Below are 19,352 nucleotides of genomic sequence, written 5' to 3' on the forward strand. Positions count from 1 at the left end.
ATAGTATTTACTTTTCTTCAAACGCTAATGTACCATAATTACGCATTTGGATGATGATCCAATCTTTTCTTTTTTGAGTATATTCTGATGGAGGAGAGGCCAAGAATTTCCTTGGGTTAGGAAGAATTGCAGCAATAGCTGCGGCTTCTTCTTTATTAAGGTCTGATCCTGATTTTCCAAACCAATACCAGGAAGCTGCCTCAGCACCATAGATCCCATTACCCATTTCGATACTATTAAGATAAATTTCTAGGATCCGTTCTTTACTCCAAAAGGTTTCTATCAAAAGCGTAAAATAGCTTTCTAATCCCTTACGAACCCAGCTGCGATGTGGCCATAAGAAAACATTCTTTGCGGTTTGCTGAGAGATTGTACTGGCACCTCGGAGTCGTTTTCCAGCCTTATGTTCTGCAATAGCTTTTTCGATTGCTTTTTTATCAAAACCCTCGTGTTCCATAAATCGCTGATCTTCGCTACAAATCACAGCTAATTGTAAGTTTTTTGAAATATTCTTCAGTGGAATCCATGTATGCTTTATAACATGTCCTCTATCTGATTGTAATTTACGAACACCCATTAAGGGTGTTGCTGGTACATCCACCCATCTATACATCAATACCCAGCACATACTAAGTATCAGGAATGCAAGAGTACTTTTAAAGATAAAACGAAAGAATTTCTTTATCATACAACCAATTCTTATTACAAAAGATCTGCTAATTCCGTGCCAACTAAACTACCTATGGCAACTCCCATTCCGCCAAGGCGTACACCGCAAAATGTATTATCGGATAATTGTGTGACAATGGATTTCTTTTGATCACCAACACCCATAATACCACTCCAGCGCTGTTCAATTTCGAAATTAGTATTAGGTAAAATTACGTCATGTAAAATCTCTTCTAACTTTTGTTGTATCAATTCTGTTTGAGCTAATTCAGTGGTTTCTTCAGTTTCAAAATCAAGATTTCTTCCTCCGCCGAACAAAATTCTATTATCTATATTTCTAAAATAGTAATAGCCTTTATCCAGGTGAAAGGTTCCTTTAATATGTAAATTTTGGATTGGTTGGGTAATTAGCACTTGTGCTCGTGCCGGTTTTACCTTTTGAATGCCTAATTGTGAAGCAAAACCATTAGTAGCAATCAACACTTTGTTAGTAGAGAACGTAAACTGATCCGTTTTTATTTCGACTGAAGTGTTAAGATCTTGGACAGCAAGTACTTTACAGTTATTCAGAATCTTGATTCGGGAGCTTTGAACTTTATGTAATAGAGCTTCCATCATAATTCCAGTATCGATCTGACCTTCGAATTGATTGAAAATATATTGAGGTTGAATATTCTTAAAACTAAAGATATTTGCTTTACTACTAAAAACATCATTCTTAAAAACCGGTTTTAACAACTGATTAATGTTTTCTATTTTTGAAAAGCATTGATTATAAAGATCTTGATCTTCCTTATTGAAAAGTTCATACCCCCCAAGTTCATGATATTTAATAGTCTGATCCCCTAACCGTTTACGCAGTAATTGAAGTCCATCGCATCGTTTTTGAACTAGTTGCAATACCTCTTCTTCAGAATGCGTATTCAAATCATCCAAAATTTCCGATAAACTTCCGAAGCAGGCAAAACCAGCATTCTTGGTACTTGCGCCGTTAGGTAGTATTCCTCTTTCGAGAATTAAAATTTTTGCTTTTGGAAATTTTTCACGTAAACGCAATGCACAAGAAAGTCCAACGATTCCACTGCCCACAATCGTGAAATCTATGTTGGATAACCAGGTTTTATATTCCCAATAGCTAAGATTCATGAAGTGTATTTTGATTTTTGTATCAAAAATACATCAAAAACAACCAAGTGCTTTGCATGACACTAACTAATCCAAAAAAAAGGAGCACCCTGATCCTTCAGCATACTCCTTTTGTCTAACTCAAGTAAGCATAGTATATAGGAATAACCTATTTTATATGCTAATACATCCTGTTCATTTAATGATTGAAAATATGATTGCTTATTATACCCTTTTTACAGTGAATACTTCTTTAGAAGAGTTATCTTTTACATCCCTGCTCACCAATCTTCCTGCCATTTTTCCTTCTTTAGGTTTGCCACAAAAATCAAACTTTTTATTATCGACAACTACTTCAATCTTAATTTCGCTACCACAACAAATCTTGGTAAATGCTGTCAATTTTTTGGCACTCATACCGGGAATCGAAACCTCAGAAAGCAATTTACCATCTTCTTCTGCTATGTAGAAGGTTACTTTTTTGAGATCTCCATTGTAAGTAAAACTTCCTTTCCACTCACCAACAGCTTCTTTTAGATCTAATGGTTTTTGCTTAGGACAATAATCGCTTTGCGCAAAGGAAGTGGCCGTTACCAGGGTTACTGCTATTAATAAGACTACAAGTTTTGGATAAGATTTCATATTATATTATTTTAAAGTTGTTTCAAAGTAAGTGCATCCTTCTATCGATATGGGCTATCAAAATGCTAATGAGACTTATAAGAAAGTTAAAAGAGTTAACGAGAAGTTAACCGATTTAAAATCTTAGCAACGAATAGTATATTGCAGCTATAAAATCTTACGTATGCCATTGAATAAGAGAACTATAACTGCCGTAGTTATTATTACTTTGTTGTCTTTGGTTGGTTTGATCTGCATCCAGGTATATTGGATAAATAAATCAATCAGAACCAATAGCCAGGTTTTTCAACAAAAAGTAGATATGGCGACCACGATTACGGGAGAGCTTTTCCGCAAGGATCCCTTTGCTGCAAGTGAAATTCATCAAGCAATCATTAATAATAAAGATGAAGAAAAAGTTAAGAGTATTATTTCTAAGTTTATTGACTCCTCATTTGCTAGATGCAACCTTCCCCTAAACTATACTTTTGGAATTTACAAACACGGTAGTAACCATAGTAATACCCTTGTAGCAGGAGACGCAACCGAACTTGTTATAAATAATTCTCATTGTTCCAATAGAAATGAAACGCGAACTTTTGGCTTTTCAAAACTTACGTGTAATGTAAGAGATCTTCAAGGAAATGATTATCAACTTGCTATTTTCCCATCGTTTAATGCATACGTTTTTGATCAGATAAAAGGTACACTGTTTACATCTATCGTATTCATATTATTTATACTGTCCGGATTTCTCTATACCATTATTACCATCAGAAGGCAAAAACGGTTGTCTGATATCAAAAATGATTTCATCAACAATCTGACTCATGAATTTAAAACTCCTATTTTTAGTATTGGTCTGGCCTCTGGTGCGCTAAGAAAAAGTATGAATACAGAAGAGCAGGGTAAAATGATGAGTTATGTTGATGTAATTGATAATGAAGGGAAACGCCTAAAAAATCAGGTAGATAAAATTCTGCAATTATCATTATTAAATGCTAATAAATTTGCTATTGATAAAAAGAGAGTAAACCTAAAAACAACGATTGACAAGGTTGTTGACAGTTTTGAAATGCTGCTAACACAACATAGCGGAAAAGTACAGTATCAGGCTCAGGATGAGGAAATATTTGTTAATGGGGATGAGATCCACTTGATGAATGTATTTTATAACCTCATAGATAATGCTATTAAATATACCCATAACCATCCACTGATTAAGATAACAGCGCAAAAGTGGCAGGAGTACGTTTCTATTTCTTTTGAAGATAATGGTATCGGCATCAAAAAGGAGCAGCAAAAAATGATTTTTGATAAGTTTCATAGAGTGACCCATGGAAATATACATAACGTAAAAGGGTTTGGGATCGGGTTGAGTTATGTAAAAGAAATTGTAGATGCGCATCAAGGAAACATTACTCTGGAGAGTAAATTAGGAAGAGGAAGCATTTTTACTGTTAATTTACCCATCGTATGAAAGCAACACCCAAAATATTACTAGCTGAAGACGATAAGAACTTAGGATATATCTTAAAGGAATATTTAACGATGCACGATTTTTGTGTTACGTTGGCTACCGATGGTAAAGAAGCATTAGAGCAATTTAACCAAGATGCCTTTGACCTCTGTATTTTGGATATTATGATGCCTGTTCTTGATGGTTTCTCGGTTGCACAAGAAATCAAAAAACGAAGACAAGAAATGCCATTGATCTTTCTTACTGCCAAGGCTTTAAAAATTGATAAGTTAAAAGGATTCAAAATAGGTGCCGATGATTATATCGTAAAACCTGTTGACGAAGAAGAACTTATTGCACGTATCCATGCTATTTTAAAAAGGGTCCATCATCAACCACAATGTGATACCGTACATTTTCAATTGGGAGGTTATTTTTTTGATTATCAAAATCAACTGCTAGCTTTTGAAGATGATAAACGACTGCTTACTTCAAAAAAGGCAGACATTTTAAGAGAGCTATGTCTACAAAAAGGTCAATTGCTGGATCGTAAAAAAACATTGCATACCTATTGGGGAGAGAATGATTATTTTAACAGAAGAAGTATGGATGTTTTTATTTATAAACTACGTAAGTATCTAAGTAAAGATCCTTCTATTCATATCAAAAATGTACACGGAAAAGGATTTATTCTTGACGTGGCCGAAACTTCTTAACGTATCCAGGAAATGATGGTACTAAAAAAGCCCCGAATCATCGAGGCTTTTTATAAATTATTATTCTGGAGCTTCCATTTCGAAATCTTCCATAAATTTTGTAGTATAATTTCCAGACACATAATCCGGATGATCCATTAATTGTCTATGAAAAGGAACAGTCGTTTTTATACCTTCGATGATAAATTCATCTAATGCTCTTTTCATTTTATTGATCGCTTCTTCACGAGTTTGTGCAGTAGTAATCAACTTAGCAATCATAGAGTCATAATTTGGCGGAATACTATATCCGCTATATACATGAGTATCTACTCTTACTCCGTGTCCTCCGGGGATATGTAAATTAGTGATCTTACCCGGTGAAGGACGGAAATCTTTATACGGGTCTTCTGCATTAATTCTACATTCTATAGAGTGCAGCTGTGGGATATAATTTTTACCAGAAATTGGAACTCCGGCAGCAACTAATATTTGTTCTCTTATCAAGTCATAATCTACTACTTGCTCTGTAATCGGATGCTCTACCTGAATACGAGTATTCATCTCCATAAAGTAGAAGTTACGGTGTTTATCTACCAAAAACTCTACTGTTCCTGCTCCTTCATATTTTATATATTCAGCTGCTTTTACTGCTGCTTCACCCATACGCTCTCTTAGGTCATCAGTCATAAATGGACTAGGAGTCTCTTCGGTTAATTTCTGATGTCTACGCTGTACAGAACAATCTCGCTCACTTAAGTGGCAAGCTCTACCATTACTATCTCCTACAACTTGTATTTCGATATGACGAGGCTCTTCGATCAGCTTCTCCATATACATATCATCATTTCCAAAGGCAGCTTTACTTTCTTGCCTTGCAGATTCCCAAGCATCTTGCAGGTCTTCTTCTTTCCAAACAGCACGCATACCTTTACCTCCACCACCTGCACTAGCTTTAAGCATTACCGGATAACCGGTCTCTTTTGCTACTTTTATACAAGTTTTAAAATCAGGAATTACACCCTCACTTCCTGGTACACAAGGTACACCAGCTTCTATCATAGTAGACTTCGCCGATGCTTTATCTCCCATTCTGTCAATCATCTCTGCACTTGCACCAATGAATTTGATCTCATGCTCTTCACAGATTTTAGAAAATTTAGCATTTTCGGATAAGAAACCATATCCTGGGTGTATGGCATCTGCATTAGTGATTTCTGCAGCTGCAATGATATTTGCCATTTTTAAATAAGATTCGCTACTAGGAGCTGGCCCTATACATACAGCTTCATCAGCAAAACGAACGTGTAGACTATCGGCATCAGCAGTAGAGTATACTGCTACTGTTTTGATACCCATCTCTTTGCAGGTTCTGATTACACGCATTGCAATCTCACCTCTATTTGCAATTAGAATTTTTTTAAACATAACTTCTAAAATTTAAAAATCTCAAATTCCAAGATCCAAATTCCAGATCAACTGGATGTAAGGATTTGTCTATTGGAATTTTAAAATTGGGTTATGATGGGTCTATTAAGAAAAGTGGTTGATCAAATTCTACAGGAGAAGAATCATCTACCAATACTTTTACTATTTTTCCTGAAACCTCACTTTCGATTTCATTGAAAAGTTTCATCGCTTCGATGATACATAACACATCTCCTTCTTTAATAGAGTCCCCTACTTCTACAAAAGTAGGCTTATCAGGAGATGGTTTTCTATAAAGTGTTCCTATAATAGGAGATTTAATCGTTATATATTTTGAAGTATCATCAGATGCACTTTCTTCTGAAGCTACAGGAGTTGTTGCTACAGGTGCAGCCTGTTGTTGAACCGGTGCTACTGCTTGAGGAGCTACAGGACTACTTACAGGTATCTGTTGTACGATTGTAGTATCTTTACTATCTTCTGATCCGGTCTTGATGGTGATTTTAACGTCATCCATCTCTAATTTTACTTCGCTAGCGCCGGATTTGGCAACGAACTTGATTAAATTCTGAATTTCTTTTAAATCCATAATGTTGTGGGTATTGTGTGTTTTAGTTGTTTAGGAATTATAGGCCCATTTTAGATAAATGGCGCCCCAAGTAAATCCTCCTCCGAAAGAGGCGAATACTATATTATCTCCTTTTTTGAGTTGTTTTTCGTAATCGTGTAACAATAACGGTAACGTTGCTGAGGTGGTGTTACCATATCTTTGAATGTTCATAAGAACTTTATTCTCATCTAATTCCATTCTTCTGGCAGTAGCATCAATAATTCGCTTATTTGCCTGATGTGCGATCAACCAATTTACATCTTCTCCCGTCAAATTATTACGTTCCATGATCTTAGTACTAGCATCAGCCATATTAGAAACTGCATACTTAAATACCGTTTTACCATCTTGCTGAACAAAATGCTGTCTTTTTGCTACGGTATCTTCTGAAGGAGGTAAAATAGAACCTCCTGCTTCAATCTTCAGGAATTCTCTTCCGATACCATCAGTACGCAAGTACTCGTCCTGTAGACCTAAACCTTCTTCATCAGGCTCAAAAAGAACTGCTCCACCACCATCACCAAAGATGATACATGTAGTACGATCTGTATAATCAATAATAGATGACATCTTATCTGCCCCTATCAATAGTATTTTTTTATATCGCCCGGATTCTATATAACTAGCAGCTGTAGACATTCCATATAAAAAGCTGGAACAGGCTGCTTGTAAGTCGTAAGAAAAAGCATTTACCGCACCTATTTCTGATGCCGCGTATGCCGCTGTAGCAGCTACAGGAAGATCTGGAGTAGCAGTAGCGAAAATCACCATATCTATCTCCTTAGGGTCAAGATTTTTTTTAGCAATCAAATCTTCTGCTGCTTTAATTCCTAAAAAGGAACTCCCTTCTCCTTTTTCCTTTAGTATTCTACGTTCTTTTATACCTGTACGAGTGGTAATCCACTCATCGTTAGTGTCAACCATAGTTTCTAAAATCTTATTGGTTAACACATAATCTGGCACATATGCGCCTACAGCTGTGATTGCGGCTGTGATTTTACTCATATCTTAGTTTTAGTTTCATCTGTTTTTTTATCTTTTTTCAAAGATCAGATGGAATTCGCAATGGTACTATAACCACTCTAACACAAGATTTTAATCAGTTTTCACCGAAATGTTTTAAAATTCTGCATTATGCTCATTTCACGAGCTATAGCACAAAAACGCTTAAAAAGTCGTCGAAATTACTAAATTACATGCAAATATGGCGCAAAATAATTGGATTTTGACACATATTCAACTAAAAACAAAAAAACTCTCACAATTGTGAGAGTTCTGGACATAATTTTAACATTATGCTTATGCTACTTCTTCTTCTGTATTATCTATAACAATCTGACCTCGGTAGTATAATTTACCTTCATGCCAGTGTGCTCTATGATATAAATGCGCTTCTCCTGTAGTAGGATCTGTAGCAATTTGTGGTACAGAAGCTTTATAATGTGTTCTTCTTTTATCTCTTCTTGTTTTCGAGATTTTTCTCTTAGGATGTGCCATTGCTAGGTATTATTTATCGTTTAATAAGTTTTTTAATTTATCCCAACGAGGATCTGTCTCCTCATTATCATTTTCTATTGTATTCTCTTTTGGACTTAATTTTTCCAGTTTTTCAAGTATGTCTGATTCTAAAGTTCCATCTTCAACTCCGGGGTGAACTCTTTTGGGTGGCATTGCCAACACTATAAGTTCATAAATATATTGCTGAACATTAACTTCATAATCCCCATGAGGCAAAATCAAAAGTTCTTCGTTCTCATCATTATATGCTGAACCAAATTTAACTACCAAAAAGAATTCATTCTCTATAGGCAAATCAAACGGTTCATTGGTCAGATCACAATTTACATTTACCGTTCCAGAGGCTTTGAAATCAAGTTCGAACATTGTTGTCTTCTTATTGAAATCCAAATCAATCTTTACAGCAGATGCATTAAACTCATCATACTCAAAATGCTCAAAGAACGTATCGTCTATCTCATACTCAAACTGGTGTATTCCTTGCTTCAGTCCAACAAAAGGAATAGTATACTCTTTAAGTTGTTTCATTTCAACATCAGTTTCATACCACCCACCAATTTGGTTAAGGCGGGTGCAAAGATAACAAAAAAATGTAATGAAAGTATTTTTATAAACAAAATTATATCAGAAAGTTAGTACATTTAGTAGTTGAGTGATGAGGGCGCTTCGCTTTGCTTGCTGCGAGTGATGAGATCAGAGATCTATTTAAACACCTATTATTTTTATTTAACATAAAAACCGAAGAATTGAAAACAAACTAAGCATTATAAAAAACTATAATTAGAATCTGTTACTAAAATATTTAAGTTTTATATGTTTAGATTTTGGTCTCACCTCATACTCAACAACTCACCTTTCCAACACTCACCTACTTCTGTTGTGGTTTACGAGGTTGTTTTTTTAGAGGGTTTTTGGTCAACTCTGCATATTCTTTTCTATTCTTAAAAATTCTAAGTGCTGCAAAAACGGCTTCTTTAAAAGAACTATTATCTGCTTTATTCTTACCTGCAATTTCGAATGCGGTACCGTGATCCGGAGAAGTCCTCACCTTATTTAGACCAGCAGTATAATTGACTCCCTTGCCAAAGGATAATGTTTTAAAGGGAATTAATCCTTGATCATGGTATGAAGCTACAATAGCATCAAACGCCTTGTAGTTATCAGAACCAAAAAAACTATCTGCAGCATAAGGTCCATAAACCAATTTACCAGATTCATTTATTTTTTTGATCGTAGGTTTTAATGTCTCTTCATCTTCTTTACCAATAACACCATTATCTCCACTATGAGGATTGATCCCTAATACAGCTATTTTGGGTTTAGCAATAGCAAAATCCTGTTTTAAAGCTTTATGAATCGTATTTATTTTTTGCTCTATAAGCTCAGGGGTAATAGTTTCTGCAATATCCTTTACTGCTACGTGGTCAGTAAGCAACCCCACCTTAAGACCATCGGTAATCATAAACATTAAACTATTACCTTCTAATTCTTGATCCAAATAATCTGTATGGCCGGGGAATTTAAATTCTTCAGACTGAATACTACGCTTATTAATTGGTGCAGTTACCAAAACATCTATTTCATCATTTTTTAAAGCTGTGGTCGCTGCTTTTAATGATTTTATCGCATAGCCTCCAATTTTTAGATCTTCTTCCCCAAATTTGATATCTACACCTTCTTTCCACACATTAAGCACATTGATTTTACCGTCAAGTATTTGAGAAGTCTTATCAATTCCATGAAGACTAGTATTAATGCTGTATTGTTTTTTCAAAAAAGAAAGAATCTTTACTGAAGCAAAAATCACTGGAGTACAAAAATCCAGCATTCGGGAATCCTCAAAAGTTTTCAGTACCACTTCACTCCCTATACCATTAAGATCACCTATAGAAATTCCTAATCTTATTTTTTCTTCTTTCTTCATGCTTTAATCAGTATTTTTGATCTTTTGAATAAGGTTTCAAACTTTAAGGTCACAAATTTAACTAAATAATTCGCATTTATGTTTACAGGTATCATTGAAGAATTAGGAATGATTACATCTTTACAAAACGATAAGGAAAATCTGGATATTACGGTACGTGCGAATTTTACTTCAGAATTAAAAATCGATCAGAGTGTTGCGCATAACGGAGTTTGCCTTACTGTAGTTTCGATCAAGGGTGACACCTATACGGTTACCGCTATTAAAGAAACCTTGGATAAAACTAATTTAAGCGACCTTAAAGAAGGACATCTCGTTAATCTGGAACGAGGAATGAAACTTGGAGCTAGACTGGATGGCCATATTGTACAAGGCCATGTAGATCAAACGGCAGTTTGTACAGCAATCTCTGAATCAGATGGTAGTTGGTATTTTACTTTTAGTTATGATCCTGCATTAAGCAATATTACCATAGAAAAAGGTTCTGTAACCGTTAACGGGGTGAGCCTTACTGTGGTTAATTCTAAAAAGCACGAATTTAGCGTAGCTATTATTCCTTACACTTATGAACATACTAATTTTAACACATTCCAGAAAGGAACTACCGTCAACTTAGAGTTTGATGTAATTGGTAAATATGTGAAAAGAATTACAGAATTAGGAAAATAAGCAAATCCTAAAAAGAAGTAGAACCAAAGCTAAACCAGTTCTACCTCATTAAATTTAAAAAGTGAAACTTTGTTTTTCTCGATCTTTAGAAGTACCCCTGCTAAGTCTTTTAGGTGTGAGCAGGATTCGAAATCTAATACTTTACCAAAATACTGGCTTTTAGCATCAATTACTTTATACCGCATAACTACTTTTTTTAATTTTTGTATTCCTTGTATATTCTGTATGTTCTTTCCCCAAAAAACATGCCAGACAAGATAAATTCGATTATAAATATAATAGGAGCGCTATTTTTTTAAAAATAAACTTATTAGGTTTTATTAACAACCATAGTGTTATTATATCCCCATATCTTATTCTTTATATATAGCTTTTTCTCCACCTACTTCTACGTATCTAATTGTTTTTTAATTACTTGTAAATATAATTTTTATGCTCACCCTTCACTTCCCAAAGTGTTAATTCTTCTATTTCAGATCTTAAAAAACCATAATATTTTATTAAACTTTAGCATATACAGAATATTTCGGAATAGGGTTTGTTATGAATTTATATCAAAATATTAATGAATTTGATAATTGGAATTATTCCTAATTTTGTATTTTTGTTATGGAATTATTCCAAATTTACTTAAACCCAAATCTTGTATAAATGGCACCATAAATACCTGATGAAAATGATTTTATGTTATGAGCGGTATGAATTACGAAATACAAAATAGAAAGCTAAAGTCCTATAAACATACTTTTGATTACAACTTTTGTAAACGGAAATATGATGAATACGCCCGAATGGAGTTAAAAGAGTTTCAGGAATGCTTGAAAAATCCTCAAAAACTAGGAGAAATCGGACACCTTTGTTGTTTTATTCTTTGGGTTAAAAACAAAGAAAGACACGAATATAGAGATAGTCTTGGAGATTATGGGCTAATCCATTTACTTTTTCACTGTGTAGAAAATAAACATGATGTAAATAATCATGCAGAATATATCCACATGCTTTTTAAAGAAGATATTAAACTGGTATAATTCTAATAGCATTATACCAGTATATTATATTTAGTTATTTATCAACTTCTTCTTTTGGAATTGCGATTTCATTTTCCTCTTCAGGAATTCTCTTCTTTAGCATTAGGATCTGTCCTAAATGGCTAGATTGATGTTCCATGACATGAAACCAGGCAAAGTGATTGTTCATTGGTGCACCAGGCCAAGATTTTTCCAGCCACTCATCGTTACGTTTTTTTAATTCTTCTATAGTTTTCTTTCTAACCTCTTTATAAATATCCAGGTAATACGAAATTGGTTTTCCTTGAAATTTTTCTCTTGCCTCTTCTCCAAGACTAAGACCAGCTTGCCATTGTTCTTTTTCCTCATCATTGAATCTACGATTCTCAAAAGTCATGTTTTGGTAAATCTTTTCTGCGGCAGCTAGGTGCATTACCAGTGCTCCAATCCTGTTTGCTTTTTCATCAAGAAGATGGTCGGTTTGTCTTATATCTAAATCTTTTACCACTCTTTCGACCCTATTACTTAGATTGTTAAGCATAGAGATCAGTGTTCCAATCTGTGGGGTAAACCCTTCTTCTACTGTGATATAATTAGAAGAATCCTGTTGCACTTCTCTTCCTTCAATCAATAAAGCAGACTTACCACTATGAGACTTATCAGTAGATTTAAAAGTGTAACCTTTAACCTTTAAAACATTTTTTTCTTTATCAGTATCTTGTTGCCATCCCGGAATGTTATCCTTGTCTACTTTATTCTCGAAACCCGGATTACTAACATCTACCTTTTGATATTCTCCTCCTTCTTCTTTAAAAAAGAGTTCAAAATCATCAAAGTAAAAGTTACCATTACTCACCACATAAGCTCCAAAAGTCAGTTTTTCTGCATATTCATCAAAATGTCCCTCAATCTCATAAGGTGACCATTTTGGTTTTATCAAAATACTGTCTTGAACACTTGCCCCAAAACCATTTTCGTCATTCTTGTTTTCTACTCCTGCCCAAAGTGCAGCTACACTATTGTCATTACTACCTTCGGTTTTAAGATAGGCGCGCACCTTAAACTGTACCTTCTTTTTTGTTTTCACTGCTACTTCTTGCTCAAAAGAAACCCATTCTCTGGTTATTTCTTTAGTCTGAGCTGTTAAGGTGTAGATAGACAATAGGAAACCTCCTATTATCAAAGATAATTTGTTGAATTTCATTTTTTGATTGATTTGTTTATTCCCCAATTAAGCTTGCTAAATTACAACCTTTTTTAAATAATTCTATATAAACTAATTGCAAAAAAAGCTCTGAGAAATTCACCTCAGAGCTTTTACAGGATTAGGATTATCCAATCATTTTTATCAAATTACTTACCTATGCATTATAGTAGAACGCCTTTTGATTAGGAACTGTGGACACACTTGATTCCCCATTATGTAATCTACGCTTTACACTTAAGGTAGCTATATAAGCACAAGTAATCAAACTAATATTATTAGGTGCCCCAGTAATGGATAATGAATTATCATTAAGATGATTCAAACTATCATTAGTATTATTCACCAATGATAAGTTTGTACCGGTAAGATTAGAATTAATTGTATTGCTATTACTTTTGATATTGATTCTTACATCTTCTAGATGCGGATGATGCACAGTATAAGCAACATCAATATCTCCTGATATTGGATCACACGGATTGGCGAGTAACTTCACCACATCAAAAGACATTATTGCCTGAGTATTATTTACTACCATTGCATTTAGTGTTTGACCACTTGCTGGCAAGTAGTTAAAACTATTTGTTGCTTTATTTATTACTTCCCGTACTTCAAATCGCAAGGCAATCTTTTCTATCCCTTTGCGATCTGCAACGGGCACAACATCTCCCGGATTGCTAACCGAAGGCATTGAATTATCTGTTAAAGCAGCGGTATTAACAGCCAATAAATTATCAATATCTATCCAATTCCACTTGTCGCTTTCTACAGGGTCTGTTAAATCCGCTGGATTCAAGGTGGGATCATCAGTAAAAGTTCTTAATACAGATTTATTTACATCCAACCAACCATCTGCGTCAAAGTCCGCCTGCGCTGCGAAAATTTTTACTACTTTAAACGGGGTCCCAAAATAATACATTTTACCAACCTCGGCACTTACAAATAAGCCAGTATCAACACCTACAGTTTTGGTGAAATTAGATTCATCTATAAAAGGTGCTCCATTCACTCCAGTCACATTATCACTAACTCTAAAACGATACTCAATCGGATTACCATCCAGAGGCTTATTAGTGCTACTGATTGCTACTTGGCCTTTCATCTTTGGACTTCCTGTAATAGCATATTTCAACCCTCCGGCATATCCAGCGGAATCAAAATCATTAAGATTAACACCTACTGGAATTGTAAATGCCTCACCAACATTAGTCCATACACTAGCAACTGGTGGGGGTGGAACATCAAAAGGAACACATACCTCTATACAAAAGCAATGTCCTATATTAGATCGTTCTCTCTTTTTACCATCAGATCTGGTTTCTTCATATATTACAACTCCTCCGCCGGTTTCTACCTTGAAGTATACATCCGGTCCGCTATTAAAAGGTGGAAAAGGAGTTTCCACATTAATTAATGGAGAAAGAAAAGTTTGTTTGAAATCTTTACTAGTATAATCAATCCTAAAATGTCCATTACTATCTGTATTGTCAAATCCCAGTTCATCATCAGTGATCCAATCCGCATCAAATGCTGTGACTTTAACACCAATAACAGGTGTTTCCTGATCTTCGCAAGAAACGATTTTACCACAAATCACCCAGGCATCGAACAAACTGCGAATCATACACCAGAATCTGGCGGGTAAGCAATATCTCCAGGTAAAGATAAAGTCATTTTCAAACTGTCTCCATTGTGGTTGTACAGTGGTAATCGTAAATTGCACAGGTTTTTTGTCCTCACTTTTTTGATTAGGTACATTTTTAGTAAGCACATCGATCATCAACGGAGTTTCGAAAAACTGGTCATCATTATCCAAAACGGCTTCATAGTTGCCATTCTCATCAATTTCGGCTTCAGCCACTAAATATTTGGCTTTTGCTGCTACTGTTTTTTCATCCAATACCGCTAAGGTTTGCTTTACATCTGCAGCTACATTGGCCACTGCGATCTGAAGGTCTTCTACGCGATAAAAACGAACAATTGAACCTGTCAAAGGCTCCTTACAATCTGCGCATAATTCCCCTGCCAGATTGCCTCTAAGAATAAAACTCATAATTTTAATTTTTAAGGTTTTTTAAACATTGTGTGTCAGAAGCGGTAATAAAGACTCTGGAGTAAGCATAAGAAGAGAAAAATTAAGAGGGGGAGGAGATTCAACCATTATGGCATGAATGTAATATCTTGATTTCCCTTGGTATCTAATAATCTAATACTACTACTTTATATCATTAGTGTGTTAAAAATCAAGAAGTCAACATGTACTACAAAAAAAACAGCCCAGTTTATGTGTCTATATATCAAGGGCAGTCTTTTATTACATATGGTATGTGATACATTTAGGATGTGATTCACAGGTTAGCTGCTCTGCCTGCTATACTATCAGATCATTAGGTGTTTTTATCAGGCACACCTGTACGTATATTTTTTAGATAAGCTGAGAAATATCTCCCTAAGAAGGAAAGCTTTTGGGTTAAAATCTAAAGCATTATGACTTCTTCAAACCTTTTGACAGTTTATGAAGTTGTACCATCTCTTCTTTTTTTACAGATTGCAAAGTTTGATTTCGATTACACGAACCTGAAATTAAATTTATTTCTACATTAGGAATTTTAGGAAAATCATTAGAAACCTTTGAGTACATAAGATAAGACTCTCCAATCCTAAAGGAATCACCACAACTGTTTTGATTAATTCTTGAAATTATTTTTATGTCTTGAGCTTCAATTTTTCCTTTTATATTTTCTAATACTCTGAAGGTATATATTAAAATACTAGATGGAGATCTAAATCCTTTATTTGTCGTAGTTCTTTTTTCAACAAGTGTGCCTGTAAAAATAAAATCTGATGTAGAGAATTCTCGTTCTACTGACCCCACAAGGTCTGTTTGTAGGTTTATATAACTATAAGCATTAGACTGGGTTATTAAAATCATTTTAAAAATCAAAAATAACATATACTTTTTCGTCATCATATCTTAAAATTAATATGGAACAATATCTCAATGATAAAAGAGGATTGCAAACCTCTAATAAATTAAAGCGTGTTTCTCTGTAGGCTAGCGCAAAGTAGAGATATCAAGAGTATTAATTTTTCAATTTATTTCGACCATATCTTTCTTCAGCCAGATGTAAGAGTTGCTATTAACACTGGGATATTTAAAAAAACCAACTCATAAAAGCCTTATAGAACCAACTCCTTATTATTCTCTTGTAATAAATGAGCTATCTGATCAAGAGGCACCTCTACAGCATATCTTCCTGCATATGATGGACAAATTACGCAGTCATCAAAGTAAAACTTGATCATCTTTTCTGTAATTACAAAATTGTTTTTGTGCTCGTCAAAACTATCTTCAGACAACACCCAACAATCCTTATACGAATTCTTCTTAATTATCTTCTCAGTTAACTTTTGATTGATGATAGACAACATTTCTGCCTCTGATTTTTCTTTAAAAATGGATTGATAATCAAGAAAAACAGTATTGTTCAAATCAAAATTGAGACATTTAAACATATAGGAATGATGATTCTTATCAGAATAATGGTTTGCCTTATATAATAAAATACTAATCAAATGCTCTTTTTTGTTATACACTTTATAATCTATTATTCGCTTATACCTATGCACATCGACAACCGATGGGTCACAGGATAAACTGTTGTTTTTAAGAATGTCATTAACCGAGGTTTCTATCTCTATATAACGGTCTTGCATATATTCATTAAAAATTCGGTATGATGATTTGATCTCCTCATTTAGATAAGGATACTTATAGTTCAGCACATAGCTATCTTCTTTTTTATAAAATGTTTTTGTGTCAATAAGGTTCTCCAATGCTACTTTATCATCTTTTTCTGACAGTAGCTGTTCTCTTTTGGCAGCTTGAATCCCTTCTTGACGTATTTTATTACGATCAAGAGCTTTAGATTGTTTAACCGTTTGCACCTTATCTGATAACACTGTATCCTGGTTGGTCCTGTCGCTCTTACAAGAAATTACGAATAAAGAGATTAATACTATAGCTATATTTTTCATATGTTCACTTTTAAGAGTTTATTAAGTGCTGCAAAATTCTATAATTTTTATCATATATTTTTATTTATATTTATGATGTTTAGCATAAATGATATTTATGATTTATTTAAAAGAAGGAAACTATTCTCAACTTATGAAGATTCTTTTTTAGACACCAGCGCACCAATACCTCAATCCCGGGAGTATAAGGTCATAGCGAAATATAATTGGGGTATGCTACGTCCTAAAATTTAAGTTTTTCTAAAAACAGGGGTAACATTTTTCTTTCTTAATACACTTATATATACAGACTGTAGATTACAGACTATAAAGAAGGATAGTTTTTTGACATAAACCATCTGTAATCAGTAATTTGAGCACAAACCGAAGTGTAACAAAGAGGGAGATCGTAAATTACTGATATGAAAAGTGGTTTTTTAACGAAAATTGCTGTCTTTTTATCGAAAACATACTGTTTTTCAGGGGATAATCCCCCATTGTCACTTGTTTGGCCTGTAATATAAATGTATGTTTGCAGTCCTTTTTAAGGAAAAGTTAACTAAATTACCCTCAAATAAACCTATTGTATGGCATTACAGACGACTACCCAGATTTTCATCGATGGCAATCAGATTGCTTCTTATGTAAGTTTACAACTTGATCAGCAAATAGATGCCCATCATGCCCTTAGACTAGTTTGCAGAACCGATGTGATAGAATCACTGTCCGATGAATTGGTTGGTGACAGTAAAGATTACCTGGGGCGTATCATAACCATTAAGGTCAATGCTACTGATGGACATGGGGAGTATAAAGAGCTAGAGTTTAAAGGGGTTATCACCGGTCTGGAAGCTGTAAAAGCCTTTCATCAGTCTAAAGGAGACTTAATTACTATCCATGCTAATAGTACCAGTATCCTTGCAGAAGATGGTAATCACTATGCATCCTTCTGTGACAAAAACCTGTCTGAGATCCTGGACAACACTTTTAGAGGATATGACAGATCCAAACTAGAATTTACTTTTGAGCCTACCAATACCGAAAACATACATTACTCAGTACAACATAACCAGAGTGCATTTAGCTATGCCAGCCGATTAGCAGCTTACTATAACCAATGGTTCTATGATACCGGAAAAGGATTAGTATTTGGTGCTCCGGGAGATGAAGAAACAGAATTACTATACGGTACAGACCTGCAAGAGCTTTCGTTATTTATGAAACCTGTGGCTAATGCCTATAACCATACTACTCGTGATTACCTCACAGATGAGCACCACGAGAAGAAGAGTAGTGAGATCGATATTCCTGCCGACGGATATCACGGGTTTATGAATAGTAAATCTCAGGAATTATTTAGCAACGAGCGACAACTGGTACACACACCATATAATGATACCGGACTTAAATCCAGGTTTGACCAACAAGTAGCTGATCATACACAAGCAAAAGCTTCTAAACAAGTAATCGCTAAAGGGATTAGTGATAATCCGGGAGTAAACCTGGGAGAAATTATCAAAGTAGCAGGATTCGGATCCTACCGTATTATTAAAATCACACATACCAATATCGAAGGCGGAAGATATAAAAACACCTTTGAGGCTATTGATGCCAATCTACAGGTATATCCTAATGCCGATATGACCCGATATCCCAAAAGTGATATCCAACTGGCTGTGGTAACCGAAAATGTGGACGAAGAAGGGTTAGGCAGAGTGCGTGTAGAGTTCCCTTGGCAAAAGCCACTTGGCGAGACAACTCCCTGGTTACGTATGATGACACCTCACTCAGGACAAGACAAAGGATTTCATTTTATCCCGGAAATCGGTGAAGAAGTGATCATTAATTTTGAAGGCGGTAATGCCGAACGCCCATTTATCATGGGTACCTTATACCACGGCAATGCCAAGCCTGAGGAATGGAAAACCGATAATAACGACCTAAAAGCCATACGTACCCGTAGCGGTCATACCATAGAATTGAATGATACCGAAGGTGAAGAAAAGATCAACATCTATGATAATGAAGGTAGTATCATCACTTTTGATACACAGGAGAAGTCGTTAACGATCAACGCAACAGAAACCATCGATATTACTGCCAAAAATATCAATATTACGGCCGAAGAAAATATCAATATCGGAGCCCAGGAAAATGTAGAAATTGCAGCACAGTCAGACCTATCCGCATTGGCAGAAGGCAATGTAGCCATACAATCTACAGGAGACACTAGCGTTAAAAGTAATGGAGCCGTTGCTCTAGAAGCGACCAGTGATGCTACGGTAAAAGGGCTCAATACTATTGTAGAAGGGCAAGTAGGCGCAGAAGTAAACGGAACCCAGACCAAAGTAACCGGTAAAGCCCTGACCGAAGTATCAGGAGCCTTATTAAAACTTAATTAAG

19 protein-coding genes are annotated in these 19,352 nt (G+C 34.9%); 5 read left to right on the plus strand and 14 right to left on the minus strand.

Annotation, left to right across the window (positions count from 1 at the left end; translation table 11 throughout):
* Positions 1-7: 7 nt before the first annotated feature.
* The 3 genes from mtgA to J8M14_RS07520 form a co-directional block, all read right to left on the minus strand.
* Positions 8-688, minus strand: coding sequence for a monofunctional biosynthetic peptidoglycan transglycosylase (mtgA, locus tag J8M14_RS07510; protein ID WP_211073980.1), 681 nt, complete (start codon positions 686-688; stop codon positions 8-10).
* 14 nt (positions 689-702) lie between these two features.
* Complete coding sequence (locus tag J8M14_RS07515; protein WP_211073981.1) at positions 703-1,815, minus strand: FAD-dependent oxidoreductase; 1,113 nt, start codon at positions 1,813-1,815, stop codon at positions 703-705.
* 204 nt (positions 1,816-2,019) lie between these two features.
* A complete protein-coding gene (locus J8M14_RS07520) occupies positions 2,020-2,436 on the minus strand; it encodes a hypothetical protein (RefSeq protein WP_211073982.1) in 417 nt (138 codons plus the stop codon).
* A gap of 163 nt (positions 2,437-2,599) precedes the next feature.
* On the opposite strand from J8M14_RS07520, the gene J8M14_RS07525 reads away from it, so the two are divergent.
* Positions 2,600-3,895 carry a HAMP domain-containing sensor histidine kinase gene (locus tag J8M14_RS07525; protein ID WP_211073983.1) on the plus strand — a complete coding sequence of 432 codons (1,296 nt, stop codon included), beginning with the start codon at positions 2,600-2,602 and terminating at the stop codon, positions 3,893-3,895.
* A complete protein-coding gene (locus tag J8M14_RS07530; RefSeq protein ID WP_211073984.1) occupies positions 3,892-4,590 on the plus strand; it encodes a response regulator transcription factor in 699 nt (232 codons plus the stop codon). The genes J8M14_RS07525 and J8M14_RS07530 overlap by 4 nt, the downstream gene beginning before the upstream one ends.
* 60 nt (positions 4,591-4,650) lie before the next feature.
* Here J8M14_RS07530 and accC read toward each other — a convergent pair whose 3' ends face one another.
* The 6 genes from accC to pdxA form a co-directional block, all read right to left on the minus strand.
* Positions 4,651-5,997 (minus strand): acetyl-CoA carboxylase biotin carboxylase subunit, encoded by a 1,347-nt coding sequence (gene accC, locus J8M14_RS07535; RefSeq protein ID WP_211073985.1) that lies wholly within the window; start codon positions 5,995-5,997, stop codon positions 4,651-4,653.
* Between the two features lie 91 nt (positions 5,998-6,088).
* On the minus strand, positions 6,089-6,586 hold the full coding sequence (gene accB, locus J8M14_RS07540) for an acetyl-CoA carboxylase biotin carboxyl carrier protein (RefSeq protein WP_211073986.1): 498 nt from the start codon (positions 6,584-6,586) through the stop codon (positions 6,089-6,091).
* 30 nt (positions 6,587-6,616) lie between these two features.
* A complete protein-coding gene (locus tag J8M14_RS07545; protein WP_211073987.1) occupies positions 6,617-7,612 on the minus strand; it encodes a beta-ketoacyl-ACP synthase III in 996 nt (331 codons plus the stop codon).
* A 294-nt stretch (positions 7,613-7,906) separates the two neighbouring features.
* Entirely contained in the window at positions 7,907-8,104 is a 198-nt protein-coding gene (gene rpmF / locus J8M14_RS07550) for a 50S ribosomal protein L32 (protein ID WP_024768393.1), read from the minus strand.
* Positions 8,105-8,113: 9 nt separating this feature from the next.
* The gene (locus tag J8M14_RS07555) at positions 8,114-8,653 is read right to left on the minus strand and encodes a DUF177 domain-containing protein (protein ID WP_211073988.1); all 540 of its coding nucleotides are present in this window, start codon (positions 8,651-8,653) and stop codon (positions 8,114-8,116) included.
* Between the two features lie 340 nt (positions 8,654-8,993).
* Positions 8,994-10,049, minus strand: a complete 1,056-nt coding sequence (gene pdxA / locus J8M14_RS07560; RefSeq protein WP_211073989.1) for a 4-hydroxythreonine-4-phosphate dehydrogenase PdxA — start codon at positions 10,047-10,049, stop codon at positions 8,994-8,996.
* 78 nt (positions 10,050-10,127) lie between these two features.
* Between pdxA and J8M14_RS07565 the strand changes: the two genes are divergently transcribed.
* On the plus strand, positions 10,128-10,718 hold the full coding sequence (locus tag J8M14_RS07565; protein ID WP_211073990.1) for a riboflavin synthase: 591 nt from the start codon (positions 10,128-10,130) through the stop codon (positions 10,716-10,718).
* 29 nt (positions 10,719-10,747) lie between these two features.
* Here J8M14_RS07565 and J8M14_RS07570 read toward each other — a convergent pair whose 3' ends face one another.
* Positions 10,748-10,903 carry a hypothetical protein gene (locus tag J8M14_RS07570; RefSeq protein ID WP_211073991.1) on the minus strand — a complete coding sequence of 52 codons (156 nt, stop codon included), beginning with the start codon at positions 10,901-10,903 and terminating at the stop codon, positions 10,748-10,750.
* Between the two features lie 513 nt (positions 10,904-11,416).
* Between J8M14_RS07570 and J8M14_RS07575 the strand changes: the two genes are divergently transcribed.
* Positions 11,417-11,746: a hypothetical protein gene (locus tag J8M14_RS07575; protein WP_211073992.1), complete on the plus strand. Its 330-nt coding sequence runs from the start codon at positions 11,417-11,419 to the stop codon at positions 11,744-11,746.
* 34 nt (positions 11,747-11,780) lie between these two features.
* Here J8M14_RS07575 and J8M14_RS07580 read toward each other — a convergent pair whose 3' ends face one another.
* From J8M14_RS07580 to J8M14_RS07595, 4 genes are all read right to left on the minus strand, one after another.
* The gene (locus J8M14_RS07580; protein WP_211073993.1) at positions 11,781-12,929 is read right to left on the minus strand and encodes a DUF664 domain-containing protein; all 1,149 of its coding nucleotides are present in this window, start codon (positions 12,927-12,929) and stop codon (positions 11,781-11,783) included.
* Between the two features lie 157 nt (positions 12,930-13,086).
* The gene (locus tag J8M14_RS07585) at positions 13,087-14,985 is read right to left on the minus strand and encodes a hypothetical protein (protein WP_211073994.1); all 1,899 of its coding nucleotides are present in this window, start codon (positions 14,983-14,985) and stop codon (positions 13,087-13,089) included.
* 432 nt (positions 14,986-15,417) lie between these two features.
* On the minus strand, positions 15,418-15,864 hold the full coding sequence (locus tag J8M14_RS07590; RefSeq protein ID WP_211073995.1) for a hypothetical protein: 447 nt from the start codon (positions 15,862-15,864) through the stop codon (positions 15,418-15,420).
* A 248-nt stretch (positions 15,865-16,112) separates the two neighbouring features.
* Complete coding sequence (locus tag J8M14_RS07595) at positions 16,113-16,970, minus strand: RsiV family protein (RefSeq protein WP_211073996.1); 858 nt, start codon at positions 16,968-16,970, stop codon at positions 16,113-16,115.
* A 566-nt stretch (positions 16,971-17,536) separates the two neighbouring features.
* Here J8M14_RS07595 and J8M14_RS07600 point away from each other — a divergent pair.
* Positions 17,537-19,351: a phage baseplate assembly protein V gene (locus tag J8M14_RS07600; protein WP_211073997.1), complete on the plus strand. Its 1,815-nt coding sequence runs from the start codon at positions 17,537-17,539 to the stop codon at positions 19,349-19,351.
* Position 19,352 lies beyond the last annotated feature (1 nt).

This window comes from Aquimarina sp. MMG016, from assembly GCF_018100805.1.
GTDB lineage: Bacteria > Bacteroidota > Bacteroidia > Flavobacteriales > Flavobacteriaceae > Aquimarina.

Coding starts and splice junctions, on each gene's coding strand:
- mtgA (WP_211073980.1), bottom strand. CDS start 688: ATGATAAAGAAATTCTTTCGTTTTATCTTTAAAAGTACTCTTGCATTC.
- J8M14_RS07515 (WP_211073981.1), bottom strand. CDS start 1,815: ATGAATCTTAGCTATTGGGAATATAAAACCTGGTTATCCAACATAGAT.
- J8M14_RS07520 (WP_211073982.1), bottom strand. CDS start 2,436: ATGAAATCTTATCCAAAACTTGTAGTCTTATTAATAGCAGTAACCCTG.
- J8M14_RS07525 (WP_211073983.1), top strand. CDS start 2,600: ATGCCATTGAATAAGAGAACTATAACTGCCGTAGTTATTATTACTTTG.
- J8M14_RS07530 (WP_211073984.1), top strand. CDS start 3,892: ATGAAAGCAACACCCAAAATATTACTAGCTGAAGACGATAAGAACTTA.
- accC (WP_211073985.1), bottom strand. CDS start 5,997: ATGTTTAAAAAAATTCTAATTGCAAATAGAGGTGAGATTGCAATGCGT.
- accB (WP_211073986.1), bottom strand. CDS start 6,586: ATGGATTTAAAAGAAATTCAGAATTTAATCAAGTTCGTTGCCAAATCC.
- J8M14_RS07545 (WP_211073987.1), bottom strand. CDS start 7,612: ATGAGTAAAATCACAGCCGCAATCACAGCTGTAGGCGCATATGTGCCA.
- rpmF (WP_024768393.1), bottom strand. CDS start 8,104: ATGGCACATCCTAAGAGAAAAATCTCGAAAACAAGAAGAGATAAAAGA.
- J8M14_RS07555 (WP_211073988.1), bottom strand. CDS start 8,653: ATGAAACAACTTAAAGAGTATACTATTCCTTTTGTTGGACTGAAGCAA.
- pdxA (WP_211073989.1), bottom strand. CDS start 10,049: ATGAAGAAAGAAGAAAAAATAAGATTAGGAATTTCTATAGGTGATCTT.
- J8M14_RS07565 (WP_211073990.1), top strand. CDS start 10,128: ATGTTTACAGGTATCATTGAAGAATTAGGAATGATTACATCTTTACAA.
- J8M14_RS07570 (WP_211073991.1), bottom strand. CDS start 10,903: ATGCGGTATAAAGTAATTGATGCTAAAAGCCAGTATTTTGGTAAAGTA.
- J8M14_RS07575 (WP_211073992.1), top strand. CDS start 11,417: ATGAATTACGAAATACAAAATAGAAAGCTAAAGTCCTATAAACATACT.
- J8M14_RS07580 (WP_211073993.1), bottom strand. CDS start 12,929: ATGAAATTCAACAAATTATCTTTGATAATAGGAGGTTTCCTATTGTCT.
- J8M14_RS07585 (WP_211073994.1), bottom strand. CDS start 14,985: ATGAGTTTTATTCTTAGAGGCAATCTGGCAGGGGAATTATGCGCAGAT.
- J8M14_RS07590 (WP_211073995.1), bottom strand. CDS start 15,864: ATGATTTTAATAACCCAGTCTAATGCTTATAGTTATATAAACCTACAA.
- J8M14_RS07595 (WP_211073996.1), bottom strand. CDS start 16,970: ATGAAAAATATAGCTATAGTATTAATCTCTTTATTCGTAATTTCTTGT.
- J8M14_RS07600 (WP_211073997.1), top strand. CDS start 17,537: ATGGCATTACAGACGACTACCCAGATTTTCATCGATGGCAATCAGATT.